The following is a 25277-nucleotide window of genomic DNA, read 5'->3' on the forward strand; positions in this document are numbered from 1 at the left end:
GTCGGTCTTCCTGAATATTCTTGTTACAAGTTCAGGGGGCGCCAGACGGTTGCCAACAGTTGGTTTTTATTCTTGTTTTTTAAAACATTGTTTGAATAGTAACCTTGATCAACAGGCTTCGCCAGCCACAGAGATAGAGCGGTTTGCGCTTTTTCGCGCAGGAAGATCCTGGCACGAAAAACCATGATTCCAGCCCTGAAAAGGCGTCGACAAGCCGTTCGGCAGGGCCTTTGGATAGTATGGCGCTGTGTCACTACTTGCTTTCGATCAGCGGCCCCGGTATAAAAAATCAAATTTTTTTTTAAAACAACATTCCGCCGTGGAACTTTTATGGTCGCGAAGAAACTCAGCGCTCCAAACGTTACCAAGACTCGATTGCTGGATGCGACAGAGGCTCTTTTCATAAAGTACGGCTATGACGCCGTTCTACTGCGCCAGATTACCGAGAAGGCCCAGGTCAATCTTGCGGCGGTGAATTACCACTTCGGGGACAAGGATTCCCTGATGAAAACCCTGTTGATGCAACGCCTGGAGCCGCTCAACGAGCAGCGCCTCGAGTTGCTTGCGCGTTGCGAGGCCGAATCCGATGGCCCGCTGGACTGCGACACCTTGCTTGGCGTGCTGTTCGCGCCGGCCATGGGCCTGGAGCGCAGCGACCCTTCAAGTGGGGAAGGCCGCTCATTCATTCGCTTCCTGGGGCGGGTCTACAGCGATACTTCACCGTTTATCCAGGAGTACCTCAAGGTTCATTACCAGCCGGTGTTCCAGCGTTTTTTCGAAGCCTTCGCGCTGGCCTTGCCGGACCTGCCACGCAATGAGCTGGGCGTGCGCCTGCAGTTTGCCCTCAAGGCGATCTCTGGGGTCATGGCCGGCACCGAACTGCGCTTGCTGATGAACTCCATGAGCTTGGGCCGCCCGGCCACTGACGCCGAAGTCATGGCCAAGCTGATTACCCTGGTCTCGGCGGCCATTCGTGTCCCTCAGCAAAGCCCCGAAGCCGAAACGGCCCTGGCACGGGTGCTGGATACCCAGCGTGCGATTCGTGAACAAGCCCCGGCACCGGCCCCCAGCAAGATGGTTCGCTGATAATCTGGCCGGCTCGCAACGAGCCGGCCAGGTGCTGTTGCATGCTTTATCCCCGCCAGCCGTTAACCAATCCGCCAAAACCCAGGCAAAAAAAAGCCCGCTGGGGCGGCGGGCTTGATGTGAAGCGTTTGTAACGGATGAGGCTTCACAGTACGGCTGGGGATGTGAACAAAGCGTGAAAAAAATGTAAGAGAAGTTGTATGTATTGCAGCAAATTTGTTATCGCGCCTAAATCTTCCACCTGCCGGCACTTTTAGCCAATCGACCGCGCATTGCGTCCACGTTCACTGCCAGCTGCAACGTCAACAGACGATAACCATCCAGTGCGCTGTGGACGGGCGTTTCCATGACCGTTTCGGTGACTGGCACAGTGCTGGCACGTTCCAGACGTTCGGTCGCCCCCGACTGCAACGCCCGGGCCATTGCGATCAACTGCACCCGAATTTGCCGATGCTCGGCCTTGAGCGCCACTTGCATCCGTGCCATCGCCTGTTCATCCCGAGGATCGGGGCGCGTGTTACCCAGGATCTCCAGAGTGCTGATGCACATGCGCAAGTGCCGCTGAATCGAGTCCAGCTCCGTCATGGAGATCCGCACTTCCTTGGATACCGAAGGCATCAACGAGCGCAGTTGCAGCATCGCTGCGTTCAAACGGTTGAGCAGTTTGAGGTGCTCGTCATCGGTCACCGATTGGCCACTGATGATCCGGTTGTAGGTTGTGGCGCAATCGCGCAGTGCACTGGCCAGGTTGTAGCGCCAGGAATATACGGCGTACAGCGGTAGGGCGAAGGAAAATGCCAGGGCCAGGGCGATGCCGATCAGAATGTCGACAGTGCGCCACAAGCCATCGGACAGCGGGTTGTCACCATGGCCGGCGACGATGAACACGGTGATCCCCGACAGCAGCGCGGTATACCCACCCTTGCCGATGGCGTGGTAGGAAAAGAACCCACAGACCACGGACATCAGCAGGTACGTCAATAGCGGCACGCCCAGGTAGGCCTGTTGGGCGACCAGCGCCAGGCCGACGCTGGCTCCGATCAGCGTGCCATAGGCGCGCTCGACGGATTTCTTGCCGATATTGCCGTGGTGCTGCAAACCGCCGATCACAACCAGCATGGTCACTGAGGCCCACTCGCCATGGGGCACATTGAGGCCAGTGGTCAACAGGATGGTTGCCAGCAAACCGATGGAAACACGGATCGCATGGATCAACCTGGCGTGGCGGTAGCGGCGATAGGGATCCAGTAGTGGGCGCAACAAGCGCCGGGCAAAAGGGTGCAGGCGTACAGCAGGCAGAAACTTCATGGGTCAAGGCATCCCCCTCGCGCCTACAGTAGGTGCGATGTCAGAAAATATAGTCCGTGGTCAAAAAGCTCGAAGCGCGATCCCGAATGATGTCGCTGATCAAGTCCTTGTTGTTTTCCTGGAACTTGGTAGCAACCAGGGTGCGGATCGAGAACACGCGCAAGGCGTCATGCACTGACAACGTGCCTTCGGCCGAGTTCTTGCGCCCGTTGAACGGGAAAGTGTCCGGCCCGCGCTGGCATTGGGCATTGATATTGATCCGGCCGACCTGATTGGCGAAGGTATCCACCAGGCGCCCGACTTCCACTGGGTTGATGCCGAAGATGCTCAGTTGCTGGCCGAAATCCGACTCCAGCACGTAGTCGATCACTGTATCCAGGTCGCGGTAGGGCACGATCGGTACCACAGGACCGAACTGCTCCTCATGGTAGACCCGCATCTGCGGACTCACCGGGTAGAGCACTGCCGGGTAGAAAAACGAACCGCGACTGGCGCCGCCGTTGGTGTTCATCACGCTGGCACCGTGGGCCTGGGCGTCGGCCACCAGGGCATGCAGGTAGTCGACCTTGCCGGGCTCTGGCAGGGGGGTCAGGGAGACACCGTCCTCCCAAGGCATGCCGGGCTTGAGCGTCGCCAGCTTGTGGTTGAATTTTTCGATAAAGCTTGCGACTACATCCTCATGCACGAAGAGGATTTTCAACGCTGTGCAGCGCTGGCCGTTGAACGACAGCGATCCGGTGACCGCCTCGTTGACTGCGTTATCCAGGTCTACCTCGGGCAATACAATCCCCGGATTCTTCGCATCCAGCCCCAGGGCCGCGCGCAGGCGGTGAGGGCGCGGGTGCAGCTTTTTCAGGTCGCTGGCGGCTTTGTTGGTGCCGATAAACGCGAAGATATCGATCTTGCCGCTGGCCATCAGCGCGCTGACGGTTTCGCGGCCACTGCCATAGATCACGTTTATCACGCCGGCCGGGAAGCTGTCGCGAAACGCCTCCAGCAACGGGCGGATCAACAGCACCCCGAGTTTGGCGGGCTTGAATACCACGGTGTTGCCCATGATCAGCGCTGGAATCAGGGTGGTGAAGGTTTCATTGAGCGGGTAGTTGTAAGGGCCCATGCACAACGCCACACCCAGCGGCACGCGGCGGATTTGCCCAAGGGTGTCCTGTTCCAGCTCGAAGCGACTGGAGCGGCGGTCCAGCTCCTTGAGGGCGTTTATGGTGTCGGTGATGTAGTCGCAGGTACGGTCGAACTCTTTTTGCGAGTCCTTGAGATTTTTGCCGATTTCCCACATCAGCAGTTTCACCACGCCATCGCGCTGTTCGCGCATGCGCCGCAAAAAGGCTTCGACATGCTGGATACGTTCAACCACACGCATCGTCGGCCATTGGCCCTGGCCGCGATCATAGGCGCGTACGGCGGCATCGAGGGCGGTCAGGGCGGTGTCGGCATCCAGCAGCGGCGTGCTGCCGATGATCACCGGCGTGTCGCCGTCCGGCCCCTTCAGCTGCACCGGGCTGCGTACTTGGGCCAAGGGACCGTCCCATGTGCGTAGTTGGCCGTCCACCAGATAGTCACGCTGTTCGATCGGGGCCGGGAGTCGGAATTGTTCGGGAATGTCGTTGGCGGTGGGAAACAGATTGGCAAACAAGAGATCGGTGGTCATGTGACTTCCCCTGGAGTGATTGCGCAGCTTGGGTTAGAGATTCCTCCATCCAAGGGCTCTGTTGCAAGGCTTACGCGTTATCCACTACGCACAGCGGCGCTCGCCGGGTAAACTGCCGGGCTTACTTGAAGGAGTTCACATGAGTCAGTACCAGCCGGGCATTCTTGCTGCACCGGTGCCTTTGCAGGCACGCCATCTGTTTTTTGCCGTCGCGTCCATTGACGCCGTACCTGCTGCGCTCGATGCGCTTGTGCAGTGGGCCGATTCGGCAGTGGTGGTGGGTTTCGGTGAGCCGCTGGTCAATGCCCTGGGTGTGCAGGTCGATGGGCTGCGCAGCTTTCCCCACGTGAGCGGTCCGGGCGCCGATAATCCGTCCACCCAGCAGGCATTGTGGTGCTGGCTGCACGGCGAGGACCGTGGTGAACTGCTGATGCGCAGCCGGGCCATGGAAAAAGTCCTGGCGCCGGCCTTTCGCCTGGTGCAGATGACCGAAGGCTTTCGCTACAAGACCGGTTTCGACCTGACTGACTATGAAGACGGCACCGAAAACCCCCACGACGATGCTGCAATTGAAGCAGCAGTAGGGGCAAGTGGCGCCAGCTTCGCCGCGATCCAGCAATGGCAGCATGATCTGGACGGTTTCGCCGCGCTGCCTGCCCAGGAGCGTGATCACATCATTGGTCGCCGCCACGGCGATAACGAAGAACTGGACGACGCCCCGGAGTCCGCCCACGTCAAGCGTACCGCCCAGGAAAGCTTCAGCCCCAAAGCTTTTGTTGTACGCCGCTCCATGCCATGGGCAGAAAATGGCCAGGCGGGGCTTATGTTCCTCGCATTCGGGCACTCCTTTGACGCGTTTGAAGCTCAACTGCGACGCATGAGCGGTCTGGAGGACGGGATCGTCGATGGGCTGTATCGCATCAGTAAACCGTTGACCGGCGGCTATTACTGGTGCCCGCCACTCAAGGACGGACGACTGGACCTGGGTGCCTTGTTGGCGGGCTGAACGCTGCTCAACGGCCTTTTACCGCTTCCAGCCACGCCGGGTCCAGGCGTGGCTGCTCCAGTTCGATCCCCAGTGCTTGCATCTTTGCCTTGTGCGCATCCATGTCCCGTACCAGTTGCGCCTGGGCGCTGGAATTGGCGTCCAGTTCATGCATTTGAGTCAGGCCCAGGTGGTAGAAACGCAACAGCTTGATCGCTGACGGGTCGTTGGCCTGGACCTGTTCATTCACCTTGTGCATGAGGTTGGTCACGCGCATCAGGTTGCGCTTGAGTTGCCAGCCGTATACCGCAGGCGCCAGCCATGCCTGGGACCAGAACGGGCCGCGCACCAGTGCCACGGTCAGCACCACGCCAGCCAGAACGCCGCCGACGTTGAAGCGAAAGTTATCGCCGCCGGGTTCGCCAAACAGCATCACTGCCAGGCTCGACAGCAGCATGGCCAGGGCCACGAATATCACCGCGACGAGCATGGTGCTGCGGCGGGTCTGTCGGCGATAGGCTTGCGGATCGAAAGGTTTGATCTCGAACATCCGGGGTGCAGTCTCCATGAAGGAAGTAGGGGCATTGAACCGCGCGGCATCTTCTCATGGTTTACGGCTGTAGTGAGAAAGTCGATCAGACCACCCGGCACTCAAGTTGAACGATGGCCGCCGGGGTTTTCTCTAACACCTGTGTGCAATGGATATTCAAGTGAGGTAGGCCATGACTTGCTATCAGCAGCAACCCGGCACCGACAACCCCGACGAACCCATCATGCCGGGGGAGGTGGAGCGCGATAACGATGCCAATCGCCCCAACGACCCGGTCAAGCGTGAGCGAGAGCAGGTGGACGAGAATCTTGAGCATCTACACGATAAGGCCCGTGTGCTTTGACGACGCGACGAGCCCAGGAGATTGGTATGACTGAACATTCTGAAAAGCCTGACGGCCCGCATTCGTCAGAGCATGCCACTGACCGCGACGAGTTGGGATTCGATCCAGACTCCCCGGATGTGGCTGACCCGCAGGTCGATCCGGTAGGCCCGGCGATTGCGCCGCTGGATAAGGAAAAGCACAAGGCGCCCGCCCCCAAAACTCCCTATGACCCCTTGGGTAATTTGAAACCTTGATAAAAAACCTGCAGGGCGTTCGATGCGAACGCCCTGCAGGACATATTCACTCACTCGCCAAAGCGCTTGGGTGCAACCCATGTCACATCGGTAATACCGTATTTTTCCGCCCACGGTCGCGTGGTTTTCTTGGTGCGCTCATGGCCGGGCCGGCCGATGCGACCAACGTGAGCAACACCTGCATCGCAGCTGGCCCAGTGCCATGCTTCAGCATTGTTCATCACTTCGGCCCGCACCACGAAGGATTTGTCTTCGCCGTGCAGTCGGTAGTGGATGGTGTAGATCGTTGCGGTACTCATATCGACTCCCTGTGTTGATATGAAATGGATTCGATAGGGTTCAGAAAGGTTCAGAAAGTTTGTAGCGCAACCAGGTGTTCAGTTGATCCAGATCACAATTGGCAACAAACCTGGTTCCGGGTATTAGTATTGCCTTCGCCCAGCGCTCAAGGATTGCGCCATGTCTCAGGATTCTCCACGTCTGACCCACAGCCGTCTGTACCTGCAACGCCTGGGGTACGACGCGCCGCCGCCCCCGACCCTGCAAACCCTGGCAGAGCTGCAGTTGCGTCATGTCAGCACCTTCGCCTTCGAAACGCTCTCAAGCCTATTGCGTTTACCGGTGCCTATCGATTTGCCCAGCGTCGAGCAAAAGGTCCTGTTGGACGGGCGCGGCGGCTATTGCTACGAACTGAACCAGATGTTTCTGGCTCTGCTGCAGGAGCTGGGTTTCGAGGCGCGCGGCATCACCGGCCGCGTGATAATGGGCGGCCCGCCTGATGCACTCACGCCGCGCACCCATCGCCTGAGCCTGGTGACACTGGACGGCGTGCGTTACATAACCGACGTCGGCTTTGGCGGCATGGTGCCCAGCAGTCCGTTGCAATTGGATAACGAGCAACCCCAGGCCACGCCTCATGAGCCTTATCGCTTGACCGTGAAGGAGGGCAGTTACACGTTGTGGGCGCAAGTCGGCGGGGAATGGCGCGGGCTTTATGTGTTTGACCTGCAAATGCAGGCGCACTTCGATTACGAGATCGGCAACTGGTATGTGTGTACTCATCCCGAGTCGCCGTTTCTCGGGCAGTTGAAAGTCGCGCTGATCGGCCCTGGCCTGCGCCGTACCTTGAATAACGGTAACTACGCTGTCCATTATCTGGGTCGAGACAGCGAAAAACGCTCCATTGAGGATGCGGATCAATTGCTCGCACTGCTGGAAAACAGCTTTGGACTGCGTTTGCCCGAGGATCCGCAGTTGCGACCGAACGTGGTGAAAATGTTGAGTACTCCTTCAGCTTGAAGGCTATGCGCGTTGGAATAGGGTCCGTCACACCCTCGACGGTCGCGCCAGATTCAAGCGTGACGCGCAGGGTTTCAAGGTTAGCCGCGCTTTCTTGAGGGTGTATTGAGCCCAGTGTGGGGCCGTTCCTGCACTGGGTTGTGTCCGCCCAAGCCCCCCTTTTTGTCCCCCAATACCCTCAACGTCGTACCACTGCTGCCTTAGTGTGGAACCAGCTTTCCATAGCCTGAGAAGAGAGAGTGGCCATGTGGTCAACGTCCTGCCGTCGCATTGCTTTACTGCTTGCCCTGCACAGCCTGTTGACCGGCTGTGACGACGCGCCGCAACCTCCCCCCGAACGTGCCACGGCTGTCAGTGGCATGCCACGCGATGTGGACCTGGCCCGGATCTATGACACCAGTTGCAAGCTCTGCCACGCCAACCCGACAGCCGGCGCGCCTCTGACCGGTGATGTCTCGGCCTGGAGCCCGCGTATTGCCCAAGGCATGGACACGCTGCTGGATCACACAATCAACGGCTACAACGGCATGCCGCCCATGGGGCAATGCATGCAGTGTTCCGAGGAACAGTTCATGGCCCTGATCAGCTTTATGGCCGGCCTTCACGGCCAATCGGAATAGTGGAGTAGGTGATGGCGCTTTCACGGCGGCAACTGCTGCAACGCTCGGCGATAGCCGGCACATTCCTGGCCCTGGCCAGTAATCCTTTATTGGCGCAATTGGCCCGGGCACCGAGGCTGATCCCGTGGCGCAACTGGTCGGGGGCGCAGAGTTGCCTGCCTCTGGCACGGTTGGCGCCCAAGGATCTCGACGAGTTGGTACAGGTGGTCCGTCAGGCGCCGGGGCAGATCCGGCCCGTGGGTTCCGGTCATTCGTTCAGTGCCCTGGTGCCCACTGACGGTACATTGCTGTCCTTGAGTTTTTTCAACGGCTTGCTTGATCACGATAGCGCCAGCCTGCAAGCCACCTTCGGTGCTGGTACGCCGATGTCACGCATGGGACCGGTGCTCAAGGAAATTGGCCAGGCGCTGCCGAACATGGCGGATATCGATTACCAGACGCTGGCGGGCGCGATAGCTACCTCGACCCACGGCACAGGCGTGGGTTTTACCTCGTACTCCGGGCTGGTTTGCGGGTTGCAGTTGGTGAACGCCCAGGGCGAGGTGCTTGATTGTGACGCTCAGCACCATGGCGAGGTCTTCAATGCCGCGCGGGTATCCCTGGGCGCGCTCGGGGTGACCACCCAGGTTCGCCTGCAAAATCGTACGCCGTATCGCCTGCGCGAGCGCCAGTGGATCGCCAGGACCGAAGAGCTGCTGGAAGACATCGAAACCAACACCCGGGCCAATCAACATTGGGAAATGCTGGTGGTGACGCATTCCGACTACGCCTTGTCCATTGCCCTGAACGAAACCACCGACCCCCAAACCCCAGTCACTGACCCCGCGCAGGGGAGCGGTAACGAGTTTGTGTCGATCATCGAAAATCTCGACAAGTACGTCAGCGATTTTCCCGAGACGCGGCGTACATTGCTTAACGGCCTGCGCCATTTCGCAAGCTTTGAAGACCGGGTGGCCGAGTCGTTCCAGGTCTACGCCAACGTACGCAATGTGCGCTTCAATGAGATGGAATATTCGGTTCCCGCCGAACACGGGCCGGCCTGCTTGCGTGAGATTCTCAAGTTGATCCGTGACAAGGACCTGCGCACCTGGTTTCCCATCGAGTACCGCTACGTCAAGGCAGATGACATCCCCTTGAGCATGTTCGAGGGGCGCGATAGCTGCGCGATTTCGGTACACCAACACTACACCATGGACCATCACAACTTCTTCGCGGCGGTGGAGCCGATCTTCTGGAAATACGCCGGTCGGCCTCACTGGGGCAAGTTGCACACCCTAAATGCTCGCAGCCTGGAGGCGTTGTATCCACGTTGGAACGAATTTGCACGGGTGCGCCAGGCTCTCGATCCTGGTGGGAAATTCCTTAACGCGCACCTGTCATCAATACTGGGAGTTGCCGGATGAATCGTCGCAACTTTATGTTCGGCACCTTAGGGGCCGGCGCCGTGCTGGCGGCGGGCGCAGCGATGTTGCGTCCCGCCGAGCGGGGCGCGCCCTACGGTGAGTATTTCAGTCGGTTGAACCGGGAACTCAAGGCCCATGGGCCAATGCGCCCGGTGATAGTGATCGACCTGGATCGCTTGGATCACAACATCGATGTGGTGATGCAATCGGTCCAACGTGGCGGCAAGCATTTGCGCCTGGTGGAGAAGTCCCTGCCGTCACCGGGTCTGCTGGCCTATATCGCCAAGCGTGCCGGCACGCAGCGGCTGATGTCCTTCCATCAACCGTTTCTGAATCATGATGCGCTGCTGTTTCCACAGGCCGACATCCTGCTGGGCAAACCGCTTCCGGTGCGTTCTGCCGAACTGTTTTATCAAAGTCACAAGGGCGCGTTCGATCCTGCGCGCCAGTTGCAATGGTTGCTCGATACACCCGAGCGGCTGCAACAATACCTGGCGCTGGCCCAGGGATTGGGTACGCGCTTGCGGGTCAATATCGAACTGGATGTGGGGCTGCATCGCGGCGGCGTCAGCGACAACAGGGTGTTGGGGCAAATGCTCGGATTGGTCAGCGCACATCCACAGCATCTGGAGTTTGCCGGTTTCATGGGCTACGACCCCTTCGTCGGCATGGGTGTGCCGGGAATTCTTGGCTCGCCCCAGGCGCTGTTCGACAAAGTCATGCAGCGCTACCAGGGCTGTGTTGACTATACCCGCCGGCATTTCGCGCCGTTGTGGCACGACGGGCTGACACTCAACACGGCTGGCAGCCCCAGCTACCGAATACATGAACAAGAACAACTGAGCAGCGAGGTATCGGTGGGCACCGGCTTGCTCAAGCCGACGCATTACGATTTACCCGCCCTTGGCGACCATGTGCCAGCGGTTTACATCGCCACGCCAGTGCTGAAAAGCACCGGTGCGGTGAATATCCCGGCACTCGATGACAAGTCGCGACTGCTCTCGTGGTGGGACCGTAACCTGCGCGCCACCTACTTTATCTATGGCGGCAACTGGATGGCCGAGTTCGAGTCACCGGCCGGGCTTCGAAGCAACTCTTTGTATGGTCGCAGCTCCAATCAGGAGATGGTCAATGGCTCGCCATCGGTGGGGCTGGGGGTGGAAGACCAGGTTTTTCTGCGGCCTACCCAGAGCGAGTCGGTGCTGTTGCAGTTCGGCGATCTGCTGGCGGTGCGAGGTGGCAAGATCGTTGAGTCATGGCCGGTTTATTCATGAGTGGGAGCCAATCGGCTCCCCCCTTGAGCGTGTCTACAGTGCAAACGGAATTGTCAGTTTCGCCCATAGCATGTCGCCTTCAGGCCGGTTCTCCACATCAAATTCCTTGGCCCACCGAATCTCTGCGCTGGCGTACTCGAGGAAGGTGAAATATACCGCCGGCCCGATGGCAAACACTTGGCCCCGCACGCCATCGTTGACCTCCTGGCCAAAGACATCGGTGACGGTGCGCCCATATTGTTTATCGTCGGTGGTTTGCTTGAGGTAGTAGCCATTCAGGCCCAGGCTCAGGGTGTCGGTCAGCTTGTAGCTGGCGGAGTAGTCGAAGTGAAAAATCTGCCCTGAACGGTAGTCGGTGTCGTGGTTTTCCTTGTTGAAGCTGTAGGTGGTCTTGATCGATAGCTCAGTGCGTTCGTTGGGTAGCCAGGTCGCGGAAAACAGCGGCTTGTAGGTGTAGAAGTTATTGCTCGTATTGGCCAGGCGCGTGGCATCGTATTCGCCGGTCGGCAGGGTGATTTCCACTGCGGCGGCGAGCGTCAGGTTTTTACCCATGTCCCACAGAATGATCGGTGCAACGGTCGTATCACCCATGCTTTCGCGCTGATCGGACATACCGAACAGCGCCACTTGTTGCTTGATATACGGCTGGGCGATGTAGCCGCCCAGCCTCCCGCCAAGCACGCGCACCGGACTGAGGTAGTCCAGGCGCGGAATGATCGCATCGGACTGGATCTTCACTTCTGGCACTTTGCCGCCCAGGGAGCTGATGTTCAGCTTTTTGGCTTCGTAATGGTTGTAGTAGAGATTGAAGGCGAACATGTGGTCCGGCAGGTTGTTGACATCCAGCGGCAAGATGTAGAAACCGTCGGTGCCAGTGCCGATATTGTCCACGCCGCCTTCCGTGGCAAGGGCCGGCAGGCTGGTAAGCGCCATCAAGGCAAGATACAGCGGGTGGAACACGCGGTTCGGATTCATGGCTGTGCCCATTATTATTGTTGGATTTATGCATCGTCGGCTCCACGAGAGCCTGGCCCATAGAAATAAGCGCTTGGCGTCTTGCATGGCAGGGTATTGGCGGACAGATAGGGGGCTTTGGCGGACAGTTTCAGTTCAGAGTGCGGCGATCCTTGCAAGGGCCTATGATTGTCGGGATGTTTCTAAAACAAGAGCTGAAGTACTCAGTCGGGAATGGAAGATCCATGCACAGCAAAGCCGTTGATTCGCACTATGAAGTGGCTCTGGTCTCGCCGTTTCTCCTGCAAACCCTGGGGCACGTCGTTGCACAGAAAGGCGCTAACGCCCCGTCCCTGTGCCGTGGCCTGGGATTTATGCTGGCGGACCTGGATGACCCATCCCAGCGTATTTCCTATCGCCAGGCAGTGGCGATGATCCAGCGCGCCCTTAAGGTGCTGCCTGGCCAGGGGTTGGGGTTGTGTGTCGGCAACCAGAACGTACTGGGCACCCTGGGCTTGCTGGGGCATGTCATTTCATTGTGCGAGACATTGCGCGATGCCTTTACCATCGGTGAGCGGCATCAACAGGCTTGCGGCGGCATCGCCACCTCGCGCATCCATGAAGATGCGCACCAAGTGTGTGTCGACATCGATTGTCTATTGCCCTACGCCGAGGTCCAGGTGTTCGCCGCCGAAGAATTCTTCGCCAGCCTTATGGTCTACGGTCGGACACTGGTGGGGCAGGATTTCATGCCCTTGCGCATGGAGTTCATGCACGCGGCACCCACGTATGCCGATGAGTACCGCCGGTTGTTCGGTGACAACGTTGGCTTTGGTTGCCTGCATAACCGCATGATTCTGGCCCCGCACTGGCTGGAGCGCAGATTACCGAATCATCATGCCCTGGCACTGCGTCAGGCCCTGGAATTGCTGGAATTGGAAAGCGCCCATCTGCACCAAAAGCTCGACTTGATCCAGGCGGTAGAACGGGCCATTTCCAGGGACTTGCAAGGTAGTCAACTGGAGAAGATCGCCAGTGACTTGAACATGAGCGGGCGTACGCTGCGACGACGCTTGACCGAACACGGGTTAACGTTCGAAGCGTTGCTGGAGCAAGTGCGCCGCGCGCGGACCATGGGCTTGCTGGCAAACCCTGGGTTGTCCATCGAGCGCATCACCGAAGAGGTTGGCTACAGCGACGTACGCAGTTTTCGCCGGGCATTCAAACGATGGACAGGGCTTAGCCCGAGTGCCTTCCGGGAGGAGGGGAGCAAGTCTGCATGCAGCCTCGCCCTGTGAATGCCACACTATCAAATCCACACTCATCTGGAGGTTGGTATGCGCACCATTGATCTGGCGGGCACCCCGGTTCCTGTCATCGGCCAGGGCACCTGGCGCATGGGGGAAAACCCGGCGCAGCGCGGCGCGGAGGTAGCGGCGCTGCAATTGGGCATCGACGAAGGCATGACCTTGATCGACACCGCAGAAATGTACGGCGAGGGAGGTGCCGAAGAGGTTGTCGGGGAGGCGATACGCGGGCGACGGGACCGGGTGTTTCTGGTCAGCAAGGTTTACCCTCATAACGCCAGCCACAAAGGTGTGCCCCGTGCTTGCGATGCCAGCCTGCAGCGCCTGGGTACCGAGCGCATCGATTTGTACCTCTTGCACTGGCGCGGGCAATACCCCCTTGAAGAAACGGTTGAGGCATTCGAGCGTCTGCGCGAGGCCGGCAAGATCGGGCGCTGGGGAGTGTCCAACTTCGACGTGGCGGATCTCCAGGAACTGGCTTCGCCGGCCTGCGCAACCAATCAGGTGCTGTACAACATCCAGGAGCGCGGTATCGAATTCGATCTGTTGCCGTGGTGGCAGCAACACCACCTGCCGTTGATGGCGTACTGCCCAATCGCCCAGGGCGGTGAGTTGCTGTCCAGTCCTACCCTCAAGCAGATCGCCCAGCGTCACGACGTGACGCCGGCCCAGGTCTCCCTGGCATGGGTACTGCGCCAGCCAGGCGTGATTGCGATTCCCAAGGCAGTAACCCCTGAGCATGTACGGCTGAACGCTGCCGCGGCCAAAGTCGTTCTTGATGAGCACGACCTGGAAGCCATTGATCGCGTGTTCGGCGCCCCCAAGCGCAAGCATCCGCTGGCAATGGTGTAACGCGCGATCAGGAACCCGACTGTGTCAATCATCAGAACTCGACGTCCCGGACCCTGGCATGACAGGTTTCCTTGCCTGATAAATGAAGTCGCCTCAGTGGTGATATTGCCAATAACAGGGTAGTGCAAAAAAACAGATCTTAGTTTATGAGATTAGTAGTACATATATGTGCGGTTAGTTGCGAAGCCTATTGGGTTTTGTAGATTAAAACCCAGGGCTCCTGGTTTGAAGGCTTTTTCAAGGATATCTACGTAACTATTTATTTGTTAAGGTTTTCTGGTTTTTATGATCGGCGCTATATCAGTTGTTGTGGAACTATAATTATTCTTGTAGGAAGCTCCTTAACTGACATTTGGCTACTTGCTGAACAGCGATAGGCTGGATAAAGTGCCCGCTGAAAATTTGGTGCTGTTGCGACATATTACCCAAGGCAATGGCATGCGTGAACACAAGGAAGATGTCCATCGCAAGCTGTGCCTCTTCGATCTCGAAGCGGTACTTGAATAAGTTGTCTAGCCACGAAAAGGATTAGCGCCATGGCTAAAGAAGGTTCGGTAGCCCCCAAGAAACCCATCAATGACATGACCCGATATTGCAGCCTTTTCGAGCGTCTTGCCGGCACGACATATTCACTGGATGGGCGCAGCCCGCAGGACTGCATCGCGGCATCAGTGGCCAGCCATCTGGGCAAGATGCTCAATGCACGTGCGGGCAGCGTTCAAGCGTTGCTCGATCATGAGCCGGGTTGAGGTGGGTTTGCATTTCTGACGGGGCGCTTGCGCCAGCGGCTTGACGACGAATTGCCAAAGCTGGTTCCCCGCTGGTTCAGTGTTGGCTAGACCGTCACTCTGCTAGTCCGTGGAGCTGGCAGTACGCATCCCAGCTCAGGCCTGCCATCTGGGCGACCTCCTTGTGGACTTCGAGGCGCCGCGCCTGGAACTCCTCGGGCGAGCGTGCGACCAGTTGCAGGGTCAGTTCCCAGGCAAACAGCCCAAGGCGCTCGGCCTCTGCTTCAAAGGCCTCGTGCAGGCGCTCGGCGCGGTATTGCTCCATGGTTTCTTTCTTGGCTTGCGCTGCCAGCGGGTTCAGCGTCTGCAGCTCGGCACGCAAGTCAGGGCGCTGTTGCAGAAAGATATCCAGGGCATGCTGGTGGGCTTCGCCAGGTTCAGACAAGACGCTACTCCATGATGAAATGCCGGTAAGCCTCAAACCGAGGTTTGTCGGGACCGGCTCTTGCGCCTGGCACGCTTGCTCAACTGATTGGAAATCCAGTGCTGCAGCGGATCAAGCAGGAAAAAAAACAGATAAGCGGTGAGCACCAGCGCCAGGTCAATCCAGGTTTTGCTGATGGGCCCGCCGATTGACTCGATTGTTGCCTTGGCCAGAAACAGTACGGCGACCCCGCACAACCAGAGCGCCACGGTAAAAAACAACGGTTTGGCGCGATTGGAAAGACGGCCTTGCATATTCAGTGGTTCTCCTTGAGTTGTACGAATCGAGTCACTTCGATATCGGATTTTCGGTTTGGCAACCGTAGGGAAAGGGCGAGCAAGATTACACCATGACGTGGCCAGTTGCTGGTATTACGGGCAGGGGCAAGCAGAGAATCTCTGCGCAACCGACGCCGATCTTGGCAAAATGCTTCCACTTGCGCTGTCTTGCCGTGTAGCTTTGGGCGCAATGGCCCAGGCGTTATTCCGAGGGGCTCCCTGGATAAGGACGCGAAGCGGCTGAGGGATAAGGCATGGCGCAAACGCTGTTCAAACTCTTCCTCACTCAACGGCTGGCGGCGTTGGCCAGTACCGAGTCGCTACGGGCCATCCGTGAAGGATTGTTGTGGATTTTGCCATGTCTGCTGGTGTCGGCTGGGTTCCTGATCTTGTCCGAATGCGCACGGTTGCTGGGGTTCGACCCGCAGGTCGTGGCGCTCCTGGCAGGCCTGCATGGCAAGATCAGCTCAGTGATCCCATTACTGGTCGCGGCGTCGATTGGCTATATGCTGGCGATCCAGCACCGTTTGCCGCAGTTGCCCGTGGCGTTTCTATGCCTGGCCCATGTGGTCATCGCGATCTTCATCTTGCGTGACTACCCTCGGGCATCCGCAACCTTCATCTTGTTCATTGCCATTGCTTCGCCGCTGATCAACGTCCCGGCGATTGCCTGGTTGCATCGACGCCGCTGGACCCGGCTGGTCAGCGAGGACCTGGTGGTACACAACCTCAAGGGCACCATCAACATGGTAGTGCCGGGGGTGATCACCGCACTGCTATTGGTGATGGGGTTGTCGTTACTGTTGCAAATCCCCCACGTGGCGCAATTCCAGGGGCCGTTGATGCTGGACGCGCTGCAGACGCCTTATGGCAGCGGGGTGTTCATCGCGGCAATCAATTCGCTGCTGTGGTTCTTTGGCATTCATGGCACATACGCGATCCAGCCGTTGTTCGATGTGCTGGATCACGCTGTAGCACTCAATGGCGCGGCCCAGGCGGCCGGTGAGCCGATCAAGTACATCTTGAACAGCGGCTTGCTGGGATGTTTTGCGTTTATTGGCGGCTCAGGTGGCTCCCTGGCTTTGCTCCTGGCGATCCTGCTGTTCTCCAGGAACCGGCCGATGCGTCTGCTGGCGATGGCAAGCTTGCCGCTGTCGCTGTTCAATGTCAGTGAGGTGCTGTTGTTTGGCTTGCCGATCATCCTTAACCCGCGCCTGTTCATCCCCTTCTTGTTGGTTCCGGTCGCCAATACGCTGCTGGCTTTGATCGTGGTCCAGGCCGGTTGGGTATCGCCAGCGGTGGTCAGCGTGCCATTTACCGCGCCGGTGCTGCTCAACGCCTATTTGAGTACCGGCGACTGGACGGCCGTGATCCTGCAACTGGCCCTGCTGGGGGTCGGAATCCTGGTTTATGCCCCCTACGTACGGGCCATCCAGCGCCAGGCCATGGAGGGAAGTACGGTATACCTCAAGTCTTTCGACATGACGTTTCGCGGTCTGGAAGAGAAGGGGCGCCTGCTGGAACTTGATCCGGTGCTGGCCTCCCACAAGGCCCTGGTCCGCCAGGCCAGGGAGCTGAGCCGGATCCAGCAGATCAGCGACTATGAGTTTTACCTGGAGTTTCAGCCCCAGGTCTCTACCTTGACGGGCTTGTGTACCGGCTGCGAAGCCTTGATGCGGGCACGGGACAGCCATGGAACAGTGCATTCGCCCTGGGAGTTCCTGCAATGGCTGGCACAGGCCAGGCTGATGCCGGATGTCGATTTATGGGTGGCATCCCAGGCGGTACGTCAATATCAACGGTGGAAAAAGGCCGGTTTCTCATTACCGATGACTATCAACATTTCCAGTGCGACCCTGACCACGCCGGCCTATGGCGACCGGCTGGTGCAGATTCTTTCCCGGGCTCAGGGGCAGATCTCGGTGGAGATCACCGAAGATGCGTTAGTGGGGGATATTCAGGTCACACGGCAGATGATCGAAAAGCTGCAAGCCATCGGCGCCAAGGTCTATATCGATGATTTCGGCACGGGCTTTTCGGCGCTCAGTTACTTGCATCAGTTTCCGGTGGACTTCATCAAGATCGACCGCAGCTTCGTGGTGGCCCAGCACGATCCCAAGGGCGCGCAAGTGCTGACCGGCATGCTGCGTTTTTGTGAAGCGCTCAACCTGGGGGTCGTGGTCGAAGGTGTCGAGACGGCGCAGCAGTTGGCCTTCCTGCAGTCGGACACGGAGTTGATTATCCAGGGATGGTATTTCAGCAAAGCCTTGCCGGGGGATGCGTTGCAAGGCTTTGTGCGCGAACGCGAGCGCAAGGTGGCGCAAGGGGTTGGGGGGTAGCAGGCCTGCGCCCCCCGTTGGCTGTTACCTGGTGAGTCCATTGGTGCGTTCGATGTCTTCGATCAACCCGTCAATCCGCTCCAGGCGTGCCCGGTTGTCGTGATCCCAGGGGTGAAAGCCGGGCTTGAAATAATGCAACCAAGGCAGCGCCATGCGCGGGAACACCCCCTTGGGTCCATAGAGGAACTTGAGCATCCGCCAGAACCCTTTAAGGTGCCCGCCCGCGCGGCGGTCCGCGAACAGCAGGCGCACGTGAAAATCAAACACCACCAGCCAGAACAGTGCGGTGGTAAACAACATGGTCCCGGTACGCAGCAGATAACGCTTGGGCCCTGGCTTGATCACGCTGTTCCAGACATCAAAGGCCACGGCCTTGTGTTCGGTTTCCTCAAGGGCATGCCAGTACCACATTTGCTGATAGCCCTTGATCGAGTCACCAAAACGTGACGGGTCACTAAGCAGGATTTCCGCGAGCATGGCCGTGTAATGTTCCAGCGCAATGGTCACTGCCAGGTTGAAGGATGCGGGCAAGTGCTGCTTTTGCAGGTCAAGAATGGTCTTCAAGCGCCGATCCAGGGTGTGAGCCGGCAGTCCGGCGGCTTGCAGCAGGTCGTTGTAGACGACATGTTCCCGGCTGTGCATGGCTTCTTGACCGATGAAGCCCTGGACTTGCTTCTTCAGTTCCGGGTCCTCGATACGTTTGCGGTAGTGCCGCACGCTGTCCATGAAGAACAATTCGCCCTGGGGAAACAGCAGCGACAAGGCGTTGAAGAAGTGCGTGATAAACGGCCCTTGTTCATGCCAGTTCTTGATGCGGTCGGCAGACAGGGTAAAACGCAGGTCACGGCGAATGGGCAGCATGTTGGCTACTCCTGTTCAGAGACGTTGTTCATCGGTGGCTTCCAGAGCCGGTGCCTTGGCTCTTTTTGGCGCCATGCGCTTGCTGGCGAACACCACCAGCGCTTGATAGGCGGCGGGCATACAGCGCGCGAGCAAGTCCAGGGCGTAAGCATCGCGGCCGATCAGCACGCGGCGTTTGTTTTTGCGCACCCCTTGCAGAATCACCTTCGCCGCCTGGCCGGCGTCGGTGATGAAGAGTTTTTCAAAGTCGGCCCGGGCCTGTTGTTCGCTATGGATCAGAAAGCCGGTCATGTTTGCGTCAATTCGGCTGCTGCGGCAGATGTCGGTGCGAATCCCGCCGGGATGGACGCAGGTGGCCGAGACGCCACAACGCTGCAAGTCCAGTTCCTGGCGCAGGGACTCGGTGAACCCGCGCACGGCGAATTTGGTGGCGTTGTAACCGCTCATGCCGGGCTGGGCAAACAGGCCGAACACGCTGGAAGTGTTGATCACGTGTCCATCGCCGCTGGCCTTGAGGTAAGGCAGGAATGCTTTGGTGCCGTGGACCACACCCCAGAAATTGATGCCGACAATCCACTCCAGGTCGGCGTAGTCCACGCCTTCGACCGTACTCGACAAGGCGACGCCGGCATTGTTGAAGATCAGGTTGACCTGGCCGTGTTCAGCCGCGCAGGTGGCCGCCCACTCTTCCATGGCCTGGCGGTCGGCAACATCCAGCGAGCGGGAGGTGATACGCACCGGGGCCAGGGTCGAGCTGTTGATCAGTTGCACCGTCTGTTCCAGGCCCTGGGTATTTGTATCCGCCAGGGCCAGATGGCAACCCTCTCGCGCCAAGGCCAGTGCCAGGGCGTGCCCCATGCCTGAAGCCGCGCCGGTAATAGCCGCCACGCGGCCGTTGAATGAATTCATGACAGGCTGCCTTCTGTAGTGATGTGGGGCGCAGTGATCCGCTGTGGTGCCGAGTCGATCGCTGCCGGCGTGGTCAGGTAATCCTTGAGCGCGAAATGGCGCGTGACCTGCTTGAAACGCCACGTCGAGCCCGGCCACAACGTGGTGTTCTTGCCGGTTCGCGGGTCGAGGTACCAGCTCTGGCAACCGCCGGTGGACCAGATGGTGCGCTTGAGCTTGTCCTGCAGTTGTTGGTTGTAGGTGCTTTCCACCGCAGGCTTGACGTCCACGGTGGCGATGCGCTGGCGACGCATCTGTTGCAGTGCGTGAAGGATGTAGGTGACTTGTGCCTCGATCATCAGAATCATCGAGTTATGGCCCAGCCCCGTATTGGGCCCGACGATCAGGAACAGGTTCGGATAACCCGGCACTGTGGTGCCCAGGTAGGCGTGCGCGCCATCGCGCCAGGTGTCCATGAGGTCCACGCCGTTGCGGCCGATGATGCAGTCGCGGGGCAGGGGATCGGTGGCCTGGAACCCTGTACCGAAGATCAGGCAGTCGGCGGGATGCTTGATGCCATCGGCGGTGATCACGCCATCGGCCTCGATGCGCAATACACTCTCGGTGACCACCTGCACATTGCTGCGCGACAGCGCCGGGTAGTAGTCGTTGGATATCAACACACGCTTGCAGCCGATGGTGTAGTCCGGGGTCAGGACTTTGCGCAGGGAAGGGCGTGCCACTTGCCTGTGCAGGTGGCGCACGGCGATTTTCTGCACCATTTTCATCAGGCGCGGATGCAGGGCGAAGCCCACCACGCGACCTTCCAGTGCCCAGTAAAATGCGCCACGGACCAGGCGTTGAGTGAAGGGCAGGTGCTTGAAGGCCCACCGTTCGATGGGCGATATCGGCCGGTCCGGCTTGGGCATGATCCATGGTGGGGTGCGCTGGAAAAGATCCAGGTGCGCCACCTGCGGGGCAATCTGCGGTACGAATTGGATGGCGCTGGCGCCGGTGCCAATCACCGCAACGCGTTTGCCTTTCAACGAATAGTCGTGGTCCCACTGCTGGGAATGGAAGCGTTTGCCCTTGAACGATGCAAGCCCCGGGATATCCGGCAGTGCCGGGCGCGACAGGCCGCCCATGCCGGACACCAGCACCCGCGCGCTGACGTGGCGGCCATTGTTGAAACTCAGTTGCCAGCGCTGGGATTGTTCATCGAACACTGCCCGTTCGAGTCCCATTCCATAGCACAGGAATGGCGCCAACCCGTAGTCATCGGCGCATCGCTCCAGGTAGGCGCGAATCTCGGCCTGGGGCGCAAATTGGCGGGTCCAGTGTGGATTGGGGGCGAACGAGAACGAATACACGTGGGACTGCACGTCGCAGGCACAGCCGGGGTAGTGGTTGTCGCGCCAGGTGCCGCCCAGGGTGTCGGCCTGTTCGGCAATAAAGAAGTCATCAAGCCCGGCTTCCTTGAGCTTGATCGCCATGCACAGCCCGGCGAAACCGGAACCGATGATCGCTATGTCGACTGAATCCGCCGGGCGGGATGGGGGCATAGAGGCATTCATGGGTTGTCCCTCGCTGACGTTCTGCGCCTTACAGGTTGTGACATCGGATGTGCTCCTGTTTTTGTTTTGGTTTTTAGATAGAACACCATTGCAAAGAAAAATTGAATTAATTATTTTAAAAAAGATTTTAAATAATCTACCTGAAAATATCGCCTACGCTACCCACCTGTTGCTTATGTGCGAACTGTCCGACGGACGCGCACCTCAAGCAGGCAGTTAAGGTCCAAGGGTGGACGATGGCTGAGGTCTGGACCAATTCCGGTCAGGCCGCCAGCAGCAGGGAAAGCAGAGGACCGAGCTATGGCTGTCGAATGGGTTGTCGCTGCGGGAATATTTGTTGGCGCAAGTGCAGTCTTGTGGGGCGTGAGCGCCTGGATGACGCGGCGTATCGAAGCTGCGGTACCGATCAATGGGCGCTTTGTGGAGGTCGATGGCGAGCGCTTTCATTATGTAGACGAAGGCAAGGGCCCGCCCCTGGTGATGATCCATGGCCTGATGGGCAGTAGTCGAAACCTGACCTATGCCTTGTCTGCGCAACTGCGCGAGCAGTTTCGCGTGATCACCCTGGATCGGCCAGGCTCCGGATACTCCACCCGGGGGAAGGAAAGCGGCGCGGACCTGCCCAGCCAGGCCCGGCAAATCGCCACGGTTATCCGTACCCTGGACCTGGGGCAGCCGCTGGTTCTGGGGCACTCCCTGGGCGGAGCGATTTCCCTGGCCCTGGCACTGGATCATCCTCACGCGGTTTCGGGATTGATCCTGGTGGCACCCTTGACCCACCCCCAGCGCATGTTGCCATTGGTGTTTCTCTCGTTGGCGGTACGCCCTGGATGGTTGCGCCGCTGGGTGTCGCGCACGCTGACAGTGCCACTGGGCATGCTGACCAGTGCCTCGGTGGTCAAGGGCGTGTTTGCCCCCGATCCGGCGCCGGCGGACTTCGCGACGCGTGGCGGCGGTATGCTGGGAATGCGCCCCGATAACTTCTATGCAGCTTCCACCGAAATCTCCCTGGTCAACGATTACCTGCCCGATATGGTCAAGCGCTATGGGCAGCTGCGACTGCCTATCGGCTTGATCTATGGCTCCCAGGACCGGGTACTGGACTTTCGCAGACACGGCCAGGCGCTGGCAGACAAGGTGCCCGGGTTAAAGCTGCAACTGGTCGAGGGCAGGGGGCATATGTTGCCGATTACCGCTACCGAGCGTGTGGCGGGAGTGGTGGAGCAGATCGCCAAGCGCGCCCGACCGATACCGACCGCCACCATATTGCACCCGCCTTTTGCGTTGGCGAGCAAATAAGCATGGCCCGTAAAGCGTGGTCGAGACCTCGTGACGCTTGCCCTAGACACCTGACTCAAGTGCTGGAAAACAGACTGTACGGTCACGTGAAAAAGGCCTCGAAAAAGTAGTTGACGACCTACCGATTACGCGTTATTTATTTAAAAAAATATTTCAATATTTATTTTGAAATGATTTTTGAAATGCCTAAGAGCGAATAAAATAATGAAAAAAACGCCTTTTATCGCATACCTGCTCCTCAACGCCGATCAGAGCTCCCTGAGCTGGCTGATGACTTGTATCACCCCGACTTCGAACTTCGCTGTCCCTGCCGCAAGGTGGCTGCCATGAACCAGACGCTGGCCGCACCTCACGTATGGACCGATAGCAAGCGGCACCTCTGGTGGCTCGGCATCATGCCGCTGGCAACCCCTCTGCTGTCTGGCGCCCTGGCCATTACCACTGGCGTCCAAACGCTGTGGTGGGTTGGCGTGCTGGTGATCTTCGGCCTGATTCCCTTGATCGATGGCCTGTTGGGTGAAGACGTCAGCAACCCTCCGGAATCAGCGGTCAGCGGCCTGGAGTCGCAGAAGTATTACCGCTGGATCGTCTACACCGGGGTGCTTTTGGTGATTTGCTCGCTGGTAATCACCGGTTGGCTGGCAGCCAGTGGCATCGACTGGATCATCAGTGGCGGCCTGCTGCAGCTCACCGCCGCCCTCGATCCGTCGGGCTGGGTTGCGCAGACCGCCAGTTACATCACCGCACGCACTCAACTGCATGGTGAAGTCAGTTGGTTTACCTACCTGGGCATGGCCATGTCTACCGGGGCTGCCACCGGCATTGCCATCAACACCGCCCATGAGTTGGGTCACAAACCGCGCCTGCTGGAAATCGTATTGGCGAAGATCACCCTGGCGCCGACTTTCTACGGCCACTTCTACACCGAACACAACCGTGGTCACCATGTACGTGTGGCCACGCCTGAAGATCCGGCCAGTTCAAGGCTGGGGGAAAGCTTTTGGGCCTTCCTGCCGCGTTCGGTCTGGTTCAGTGCCCGTTCGGCCTGGAACCTTGAGCGTGAACGCCTGCGCAAACTCGGTTTGCCGGTGTGGCATTGGAAGAACGGTGTGCTCAGCGCCTGGATGTACAGCGTGGTGTTGTGGGGCGCGATGATTGCGTGGCTGGGGATGGCGGTGGTTCCGTTTCTGTTGATCCAGGGGATCTACGGTTTTTCGCTGCTGGAAGTGGTGAACTATGTCGAACACTACGGCCTGCAGCGCCAGAAGTTGCCCAACGGGCGTTATGAACGTTGCTCGCCGCGGCACTCATGGAACAGCAACCGGATTGTCACCAATATCTTTCTGTTCCAGTTGCAGCGTCATTCCGATCACCACGCCAACCCGACGCGCAGTTATCAGTCACTGCGCCACTTTGATGAGTCACCGCAACTGCCTTATGGCTATGCCAGCATGATTGTCTGGGCGTACGTCCCTTACTTGTGGCGACGGCGCATGGATCATCGCGTACTCAGGCATTATTCGGGAGATGTAACGCTGGCCAATATTCATCCGCCAAAGCGTTTGCAGATGTTGGAAAAGTACGGAAATACCAGCAAGTTCTAATGTGATTAAGATGTTGTATGGCAGGCTCGGGATTTGTATATCGCGCAGGATTTTCTCGCCCACGATTTACCGTTTCGAGCGCTGCCGACATTGCAAGAAAGTTGTTTGACCCGAACAAAAATAAAACTAAGGGAAGGACGTACACCATGCAAACTCCTGCCAAGTTCACGACCCATATCGTGCTTGCTGCGCTGGGTCTTATTGCCTATCACCAGGCTCAGGCGGCGCGTATCGAGCCTGCGGGCAGTGCCTTCACGGCCCAGGGCCCGATCAGCTTTTCCAAGGGCGCCCTGATCAGCGCCGATTGCACCATCAAGGTTGCCGGCAAAGTCGCCGTGGATGGTTCGTCAGTCAATGTCGACAAAGTTGAATTCGATGGTGGCCTTAAATGCAGCCGGGTCGAGGCAATCAACTTGCCCTGGATATTAGTGGCCAAGGACACAAAAAGTGGCTCGATGTCGAAGATCAGTGTCGACGTGCATGCCTTCGGCCTGGGTGGCAAGTGCGGCCCATCGACCGCCGAAGGTACATGGGATAACGCCACCGGCAAGTTAGAGGCGGCCAATGTCCCCATCGGTGAAGACTGCACGATCAAGTCGGTATCAATCAAGATGCCGCCGACATTCAAAGTCGTCGAATAAATACACGAAGTTATCGCGGTAGTTGAATTGAGATTTGGCTGGAAAGGGAAGTTCTGCAGTTTCACCGTGACCTCTCGATCATGGCCATTACCCCCGGCGATATGACTCGCCATACATGTGAGGAAAAACAATGAAAAGCTTGAAAACCCTCGTTTGTGCAACTTCTTTTGCGATGTGCTTTGGTGCGGCCTCAATGGCCAGTGCGGCGTCGATCACCCCGAATGGTGCGTTCACGACTGACCCGGGCACCATTGTGGTGACGTCGCCGTCTTCCTTCGGGGCTCCTGTCACCTGCGGCATCACCTTCGGCGGGACCGTCACCGGCGGCGTTGCCACCATCACTTCGGCAAACCTCACCGGCGGTGGCCTGTGCGGTTTGCCCAAACTGAAAAGCATCCCGGCTCCAGGCTGGGTATTGACCGCTACCAGCTTTGCTCCAAGTACCGGCATCGGTGCGGGGAACGTGACGAACGTGGGTTGGACGGTAGCGTTCCCGGCATCCAACTGTGGCGCAGGCACGATCACCGTAGCCTGGAATCAGGCGACCAAGATGCTGACTGCGTCGAATCAAGCGCTGTCCGGCAGTTGCGCCGTCCAATCCTTGAGCGTCAAGGCACCGGGTTTGAGCCTGGCTCCTTGAGCCATTGATTCTGTAGAGCAAAGGGCAGATCACCCCTGAAGTGCAGGCGCCTCGCAAG

General features: G+C 58.6%; 27 protein-coding genes. 16 read left to right on the forward strand and 11 right to left on the reverse strand.

Annotated elements, in window-relative coordinates:
- Positions 1-23: 23 nt before the first annotated feature.
- Positions 24-185, reverse strand: a complete 162-nt coding sequence (locus tag OQ460_RS10325; RefSeq protein WP_410021701.1) for a hypothetical protein — start codon at positions 183-185, stop codon at positions 24-26.
- A gap of 145 nt (positions 186-330) precedes the next feature.
- On the opposite strand from OQ460_RS10325, the gene OQ460_RS10330 reads away from it, so the two are divergent.
- A complete protein-coding gene (locus OQ460_RS10330; RefSeq protein WP_410021702.1) occupies positions 331-1086 on the forward strand; it encodes a TetR/AcrR family transcriptional regulator in 756 nt (251 codons plus the stop codon).
- Positions 1087-1314: 228 nt separating this feature from the next.
- On the opposite strand, the gene OQ460_RS10335 is transcribed toward OQ460_RS10330, so the two are convergent.
- The gene (locus OQ460_RS10335) at positions 1315-2394 is read right to left on the reverse strand and encodes an FUSC family protein (RefSeq protein WP_410021703.1); all 1080 of its coding nucleotides are present in this window, start codon (positions 2392-2394) and stop codon (positions 1315-1317) included.
- Between the two features lie 40 nt (positions 2395-2434).
- On the reverse strand, positions 2435-4060 hold the full coding sequence (locus OQ460_RS10340) for an NADP-dependent glyceraldehyde-3-phosphate dehydrogenase (RefSeq protein WP_410021704.1): 1626 nt from the start codon (positions 4058-4060) through the stop codon (positions 2435-2437).
- 139 nt (positions 4061-4199) lie between these two features.
- On the opposite strand from OQ460_RS10340, the gene OQ460_RS10345 reads away from it, so the two are divergent.
- Entirely contained in the window at positions 4200-5066 is an 867-nt protein-coding gene (locus OQ460_RS10345) for a Dyp-type peroxidase (protein ID WP_410021705.1), read from the forward strand.
- Between the two features lie 7 nt (positions 5067-5073).
- On the opposite strand, the gene OQ460_RS10350 is transcribed toward OQ460_RS10345, so the two are convergent.
- Entirely contained in the window at positions 5074-5595 is a 522-nt protein-coding gene (locus tag OQ460_RS10350) for a DUF3087 family protein (protein WP_410021706.1), read from the reverse strand.
- Between the two features lie 172 nt (positions 5596-5767).
- Between OQ460_RS10350 and OQ460_RS10355 the strand changes: the two genes are divergently transcribed.
- Together OQ460_RS10355 and OQ460_RS10360 are read left to right on the forward strand one after the other, a co-directional pair.
- Positions 5768-5938: a hypothetical protein gene (locus tag OQ460_RS10355; RefSeq protein WP_410021707.1), complete on the forward strand. Its 171-nt coding sequence runs from the start codon at positions 5768-5770 to the stop codon at positions 5936-5938.
- Between the two features lie 26 nt (positions 5939-5964).
- The gene (locus tag OQ460_RS10360; protein ID WP_410021708.1) at positions 5965-6174 is read left to right on the forward strand and encodes a DUF6021 family protein; all 210 of its coding nucleotides are present in this window, start codon (positions 5965-5967) and stop codon (positions 6172-6174) included.
- Positions 6175-6224: 50 nt separating this feature from the next.
- Here OQ460_RS10360 and OQ460_RS10365 read toward each other — a convergent pair whose 3' ends face one another.
- On the reverse strand, positions 6225-6473 hold the full coding sequence (locus OQ460_RS10365) for a DUF6555 family protein (RefSeq protein WP_410021709.1): 249 nt from the start codon (positions 6471-6473) through the stop codon (positions 6225-6227).
- A 160-nt stretch (positions 6474-6633) separates the two neighbouring features.
- Between OQ460_RS10365 and OQ460_RS10370 the strand changes: the two genes are divergently transcribed.
- The 4 genes from OQ460_RS10370 (at position 6634) to OQ460_RS10385 (ending at position 10770) form a co-directional block, all read left to right on the forward strand.
- The gene (locus tag OQ460_RS10370) at positions 6634-7473 is read left to right on the forward strand and encodes an arylamine N-acetyltransferase family protein (RefSeq protein WP_410021710.1); all 840 of its coding nucleotides are present in this window, start codon (positions 6634-6636) and stop codon (positions 7471-7473) included.
- 245 nt (positions 7474-7718) lie between these two features.
- Positions 7719-8093: a c-type cytochrome gene (locus tag OQ460_RS10375; protein WP_410021711.1), complete on the forward strand. Its 375-nt coding sequence runs from the start codon at positions 7719-7721 to the stop codon at positions 8091-8093.
- 71 nt (positions 8094-8164) lie between these two features.
- Positions 8165-9496: a D-arabinono-1,4-lactone oxidase gene (locus OQ460_RS10380; RefSeq protein ID WP_410021970.1), complete on the forward strand. Its 1332-nt coding sequence runs from the start codon at positions 8165-8167 to the stop codon at positions 9494-9496.
- Positions 9497-9561: 65 nt separating this feature from the next.
- Positions 9562-10770 (forward strand): DSD1 family PLP-dependent enzyme, encoded by a 1209-nt coding sequence (locus OQ460_RS10385; RefSeq protein ID WP_410021971.1) that lies wholly within the window; start codon positions 9562-9564, stop codon positions 10768-10770.
- A 33-nt stretch (positions 10771-10803) separates the two neighbouring features.
- Here the strand turns inward: OQ460_RS10385 and OQ460_RS10390 are convergent, their stop codons facing one another.
- Entirely contained in the window at positions 10804-11745 is a 942-nt protein-coding gene (locus OQ460_RS10390; RefSeq protein WP_410021712.1) for a SphA family protein, read from the reverse strand.
- Positions 11746-11969: 224 nt separating this feature from the next.
- On the opposite strand from OQ460_RS10390, the gene OQ460_RS10395 reads away from it, so the two are divergent.
- From OQ460_RS10395 to OQ460_RS10405, 3 genes are all read left to right on the forward strand, one after another.
- Positions 11970-13022, forward strand: a complete 1053-nt coding sequence (locus tag OQ460_RS10395) for an AraC family transcriptional regulator (RefSeq protein WP_410021713.1) — start codon at positions 11970-11972, stop codon at positions 13020-13022.
- Between the two features lie 39 nt (positions 13023-13061).
- A complete protein-coding gene (locus OQ460_RS10400; RefSeq protein ID WP_410021714.1) occupies positions 13062-13883 on the forward strand; it encodes an aldo/keto reductase in 822 nt (273 codons plus the stop codon).
- 536 nt (positions 13884-14419) lie between these two features.
- Complete coding sequence (locus tag OQ460_RS10405) at positions 14420-14632, forward strand: hypothetical protein (RefSeq protein WP_410021715.1); 213 nt, start codon at positions 14420-14422, stop codon at positions 14630-14632.
- Positions 14633-14726: 94 nt separating this feature from the next.
- Here OQ460_RS10405 and OQ460_RS10410 read toward each other — a convergent pair whose 3' ends face one another.
- Together OQ460_RS10410 and OQ460_RS10415 are read right to left on the reverse strand one after the other, a co-directional pair.
- On the reverse strand, positions 14727-15056 hold the full coding sequence (locus tag OQ460_RS10410) for a DUF6388 family protein (RefSeq protein WP_410021716.1): 330 nt from the start codon (positions 15054-15056) through the stop codon (positions 14727-14729).
- Positions 15057-15088: 32 nt separating this feature from the next.
- On the reverse strand, positions 15089-15349 hold the full coding sequence (locus OQ460_RS10415) for a hypothetical protein (protein WP_410021717.1): 261 nt from the start codon (positions 15347-15349) through the stop codon (positions 15089-15091).
- A 278-nt stretch (positions 15350-15627) separates the two neighbouring features.
- Here OQ460_RS10415 and OQ460_RS10420 point away from each other — a divergent pair, with 278 nt between their 5' ends.
- Positions 15628-17712, forward strand: a complete 2085-nt coding sequence (locus OQ460_RS10420) for a PTS sugar transporter subunit IIC/EAL domain-containing protein (protein WP_410021718.1) — start codon at positions 15628-15630, stop codon at positions 17710-17712.
- Between the two features lie 24 nt (positions 17713-17736).
- Here OQ460_RS10420 and OQ460_RS10425 read toward each other — a convergent pair whose 3' ends face one another.
- The 3 genes from OQ460_RS10425 to OQ460_RS10435 are packed head-to-tail and all read right to left on the reverse strand — an operon-like array spanning position 17737 to position 21023.
- On the reverse strand, positions 17737-18573 hold the full coding sequence (locus OQ460_RS10425; RefSeq protein WP_410021719.1) for a metal-dependent hydrolase: 837 nt from the start codon (positions 18571-18573) through the stop codon (positions 17737-17739).
- Between the two features lie 15 nt (positions 18574-18588).
- Positions 18589-19482, reverse strand: a complete 894-nt coding sequence (locus OQ460_RS10430; protein ID WP_410021720.1) for an SDR family NAD(P)-dependent oxidoreductase — start codon at positions 19480-19482, stop codon at positions 18589-18591.
- Entirely contained in the window at positions 19479-21023 is a 1545-nt protein-coding gene (locus OQ460_RS10435) for a flavin-containing monooxygenase (protein ID WP_410021721.1), read from the reverse strand. The genes OQ460_RS10430 and OQ460_RS10435 overlap by 4 nt, the downstream gene beginning before the upstream one ends.
- A gap of 312 nt (positions 21024-21335) precedes the next feature.
- Between OQ460_RS10435 and OQ460_RS10440 the strand changes: the two genes are divergently transcribed.
- From OQ460_RS10440 to praB, 4 genes are all read left to right on the forward strand, one after another.
- Positions 21336-22334, forward strand: a complete 999-nt coding sequence (locus OQ460_RS10440) for an alpha/beta fold hydrolase (RefSeq protein WP_410021722.1) — start codon at positions 21336-21338, stop codon at positions 22332-22334.
- Between the two features lie 326 nt (positions 22335-22660).
- Complete coding sequence (locus tag OQ460_RS10445; RefSeq protein ID WP_410021723.1) at positions 22661-23938, forward strand: alkane 1-monooxygenase; 1278 nt, start codon at positions 22661-22663, stop codon at positions 23936-23938.
- Positions 23939-24084: 146 nt separating this feature from the next.
- Entirely contained in the window at positions 24085-24579 is a 495-nt protein-coding gene (praA, locus tag OQ460_RS10450; RefSeq protein ID WP_410021724.1) for an alkane oxidation protein activator PraA, read from the forward strand.
- 130 nt (positions 24580-24709) lie between these two features.
- Positions 24710-25219 (forward strand): alkane oxidation protein activator PraB, encoded by a 510-nt coding sequence (gene praB, locus OQ460_RS10455; RefSeq protein ID WP_410021725.1) that lies wholly within the window; start codon positions 24710-24712, stop codon positions 25217-25219.
- Positions 25220-25277: the final 58 nt, after the last annotated feature.

This window comes from Pseudomonas imrae (genome assembly GCF_046352735.2).
In the GTDB taxonomy this organism is placed as follows: domain Bacteria; phylum Pseudomonadota; class Gammaproteobacteria; order Pseudomonadales; family Pseudomonadaceae; genus Aquipseudomonas; species Aquipseudomonas imrae.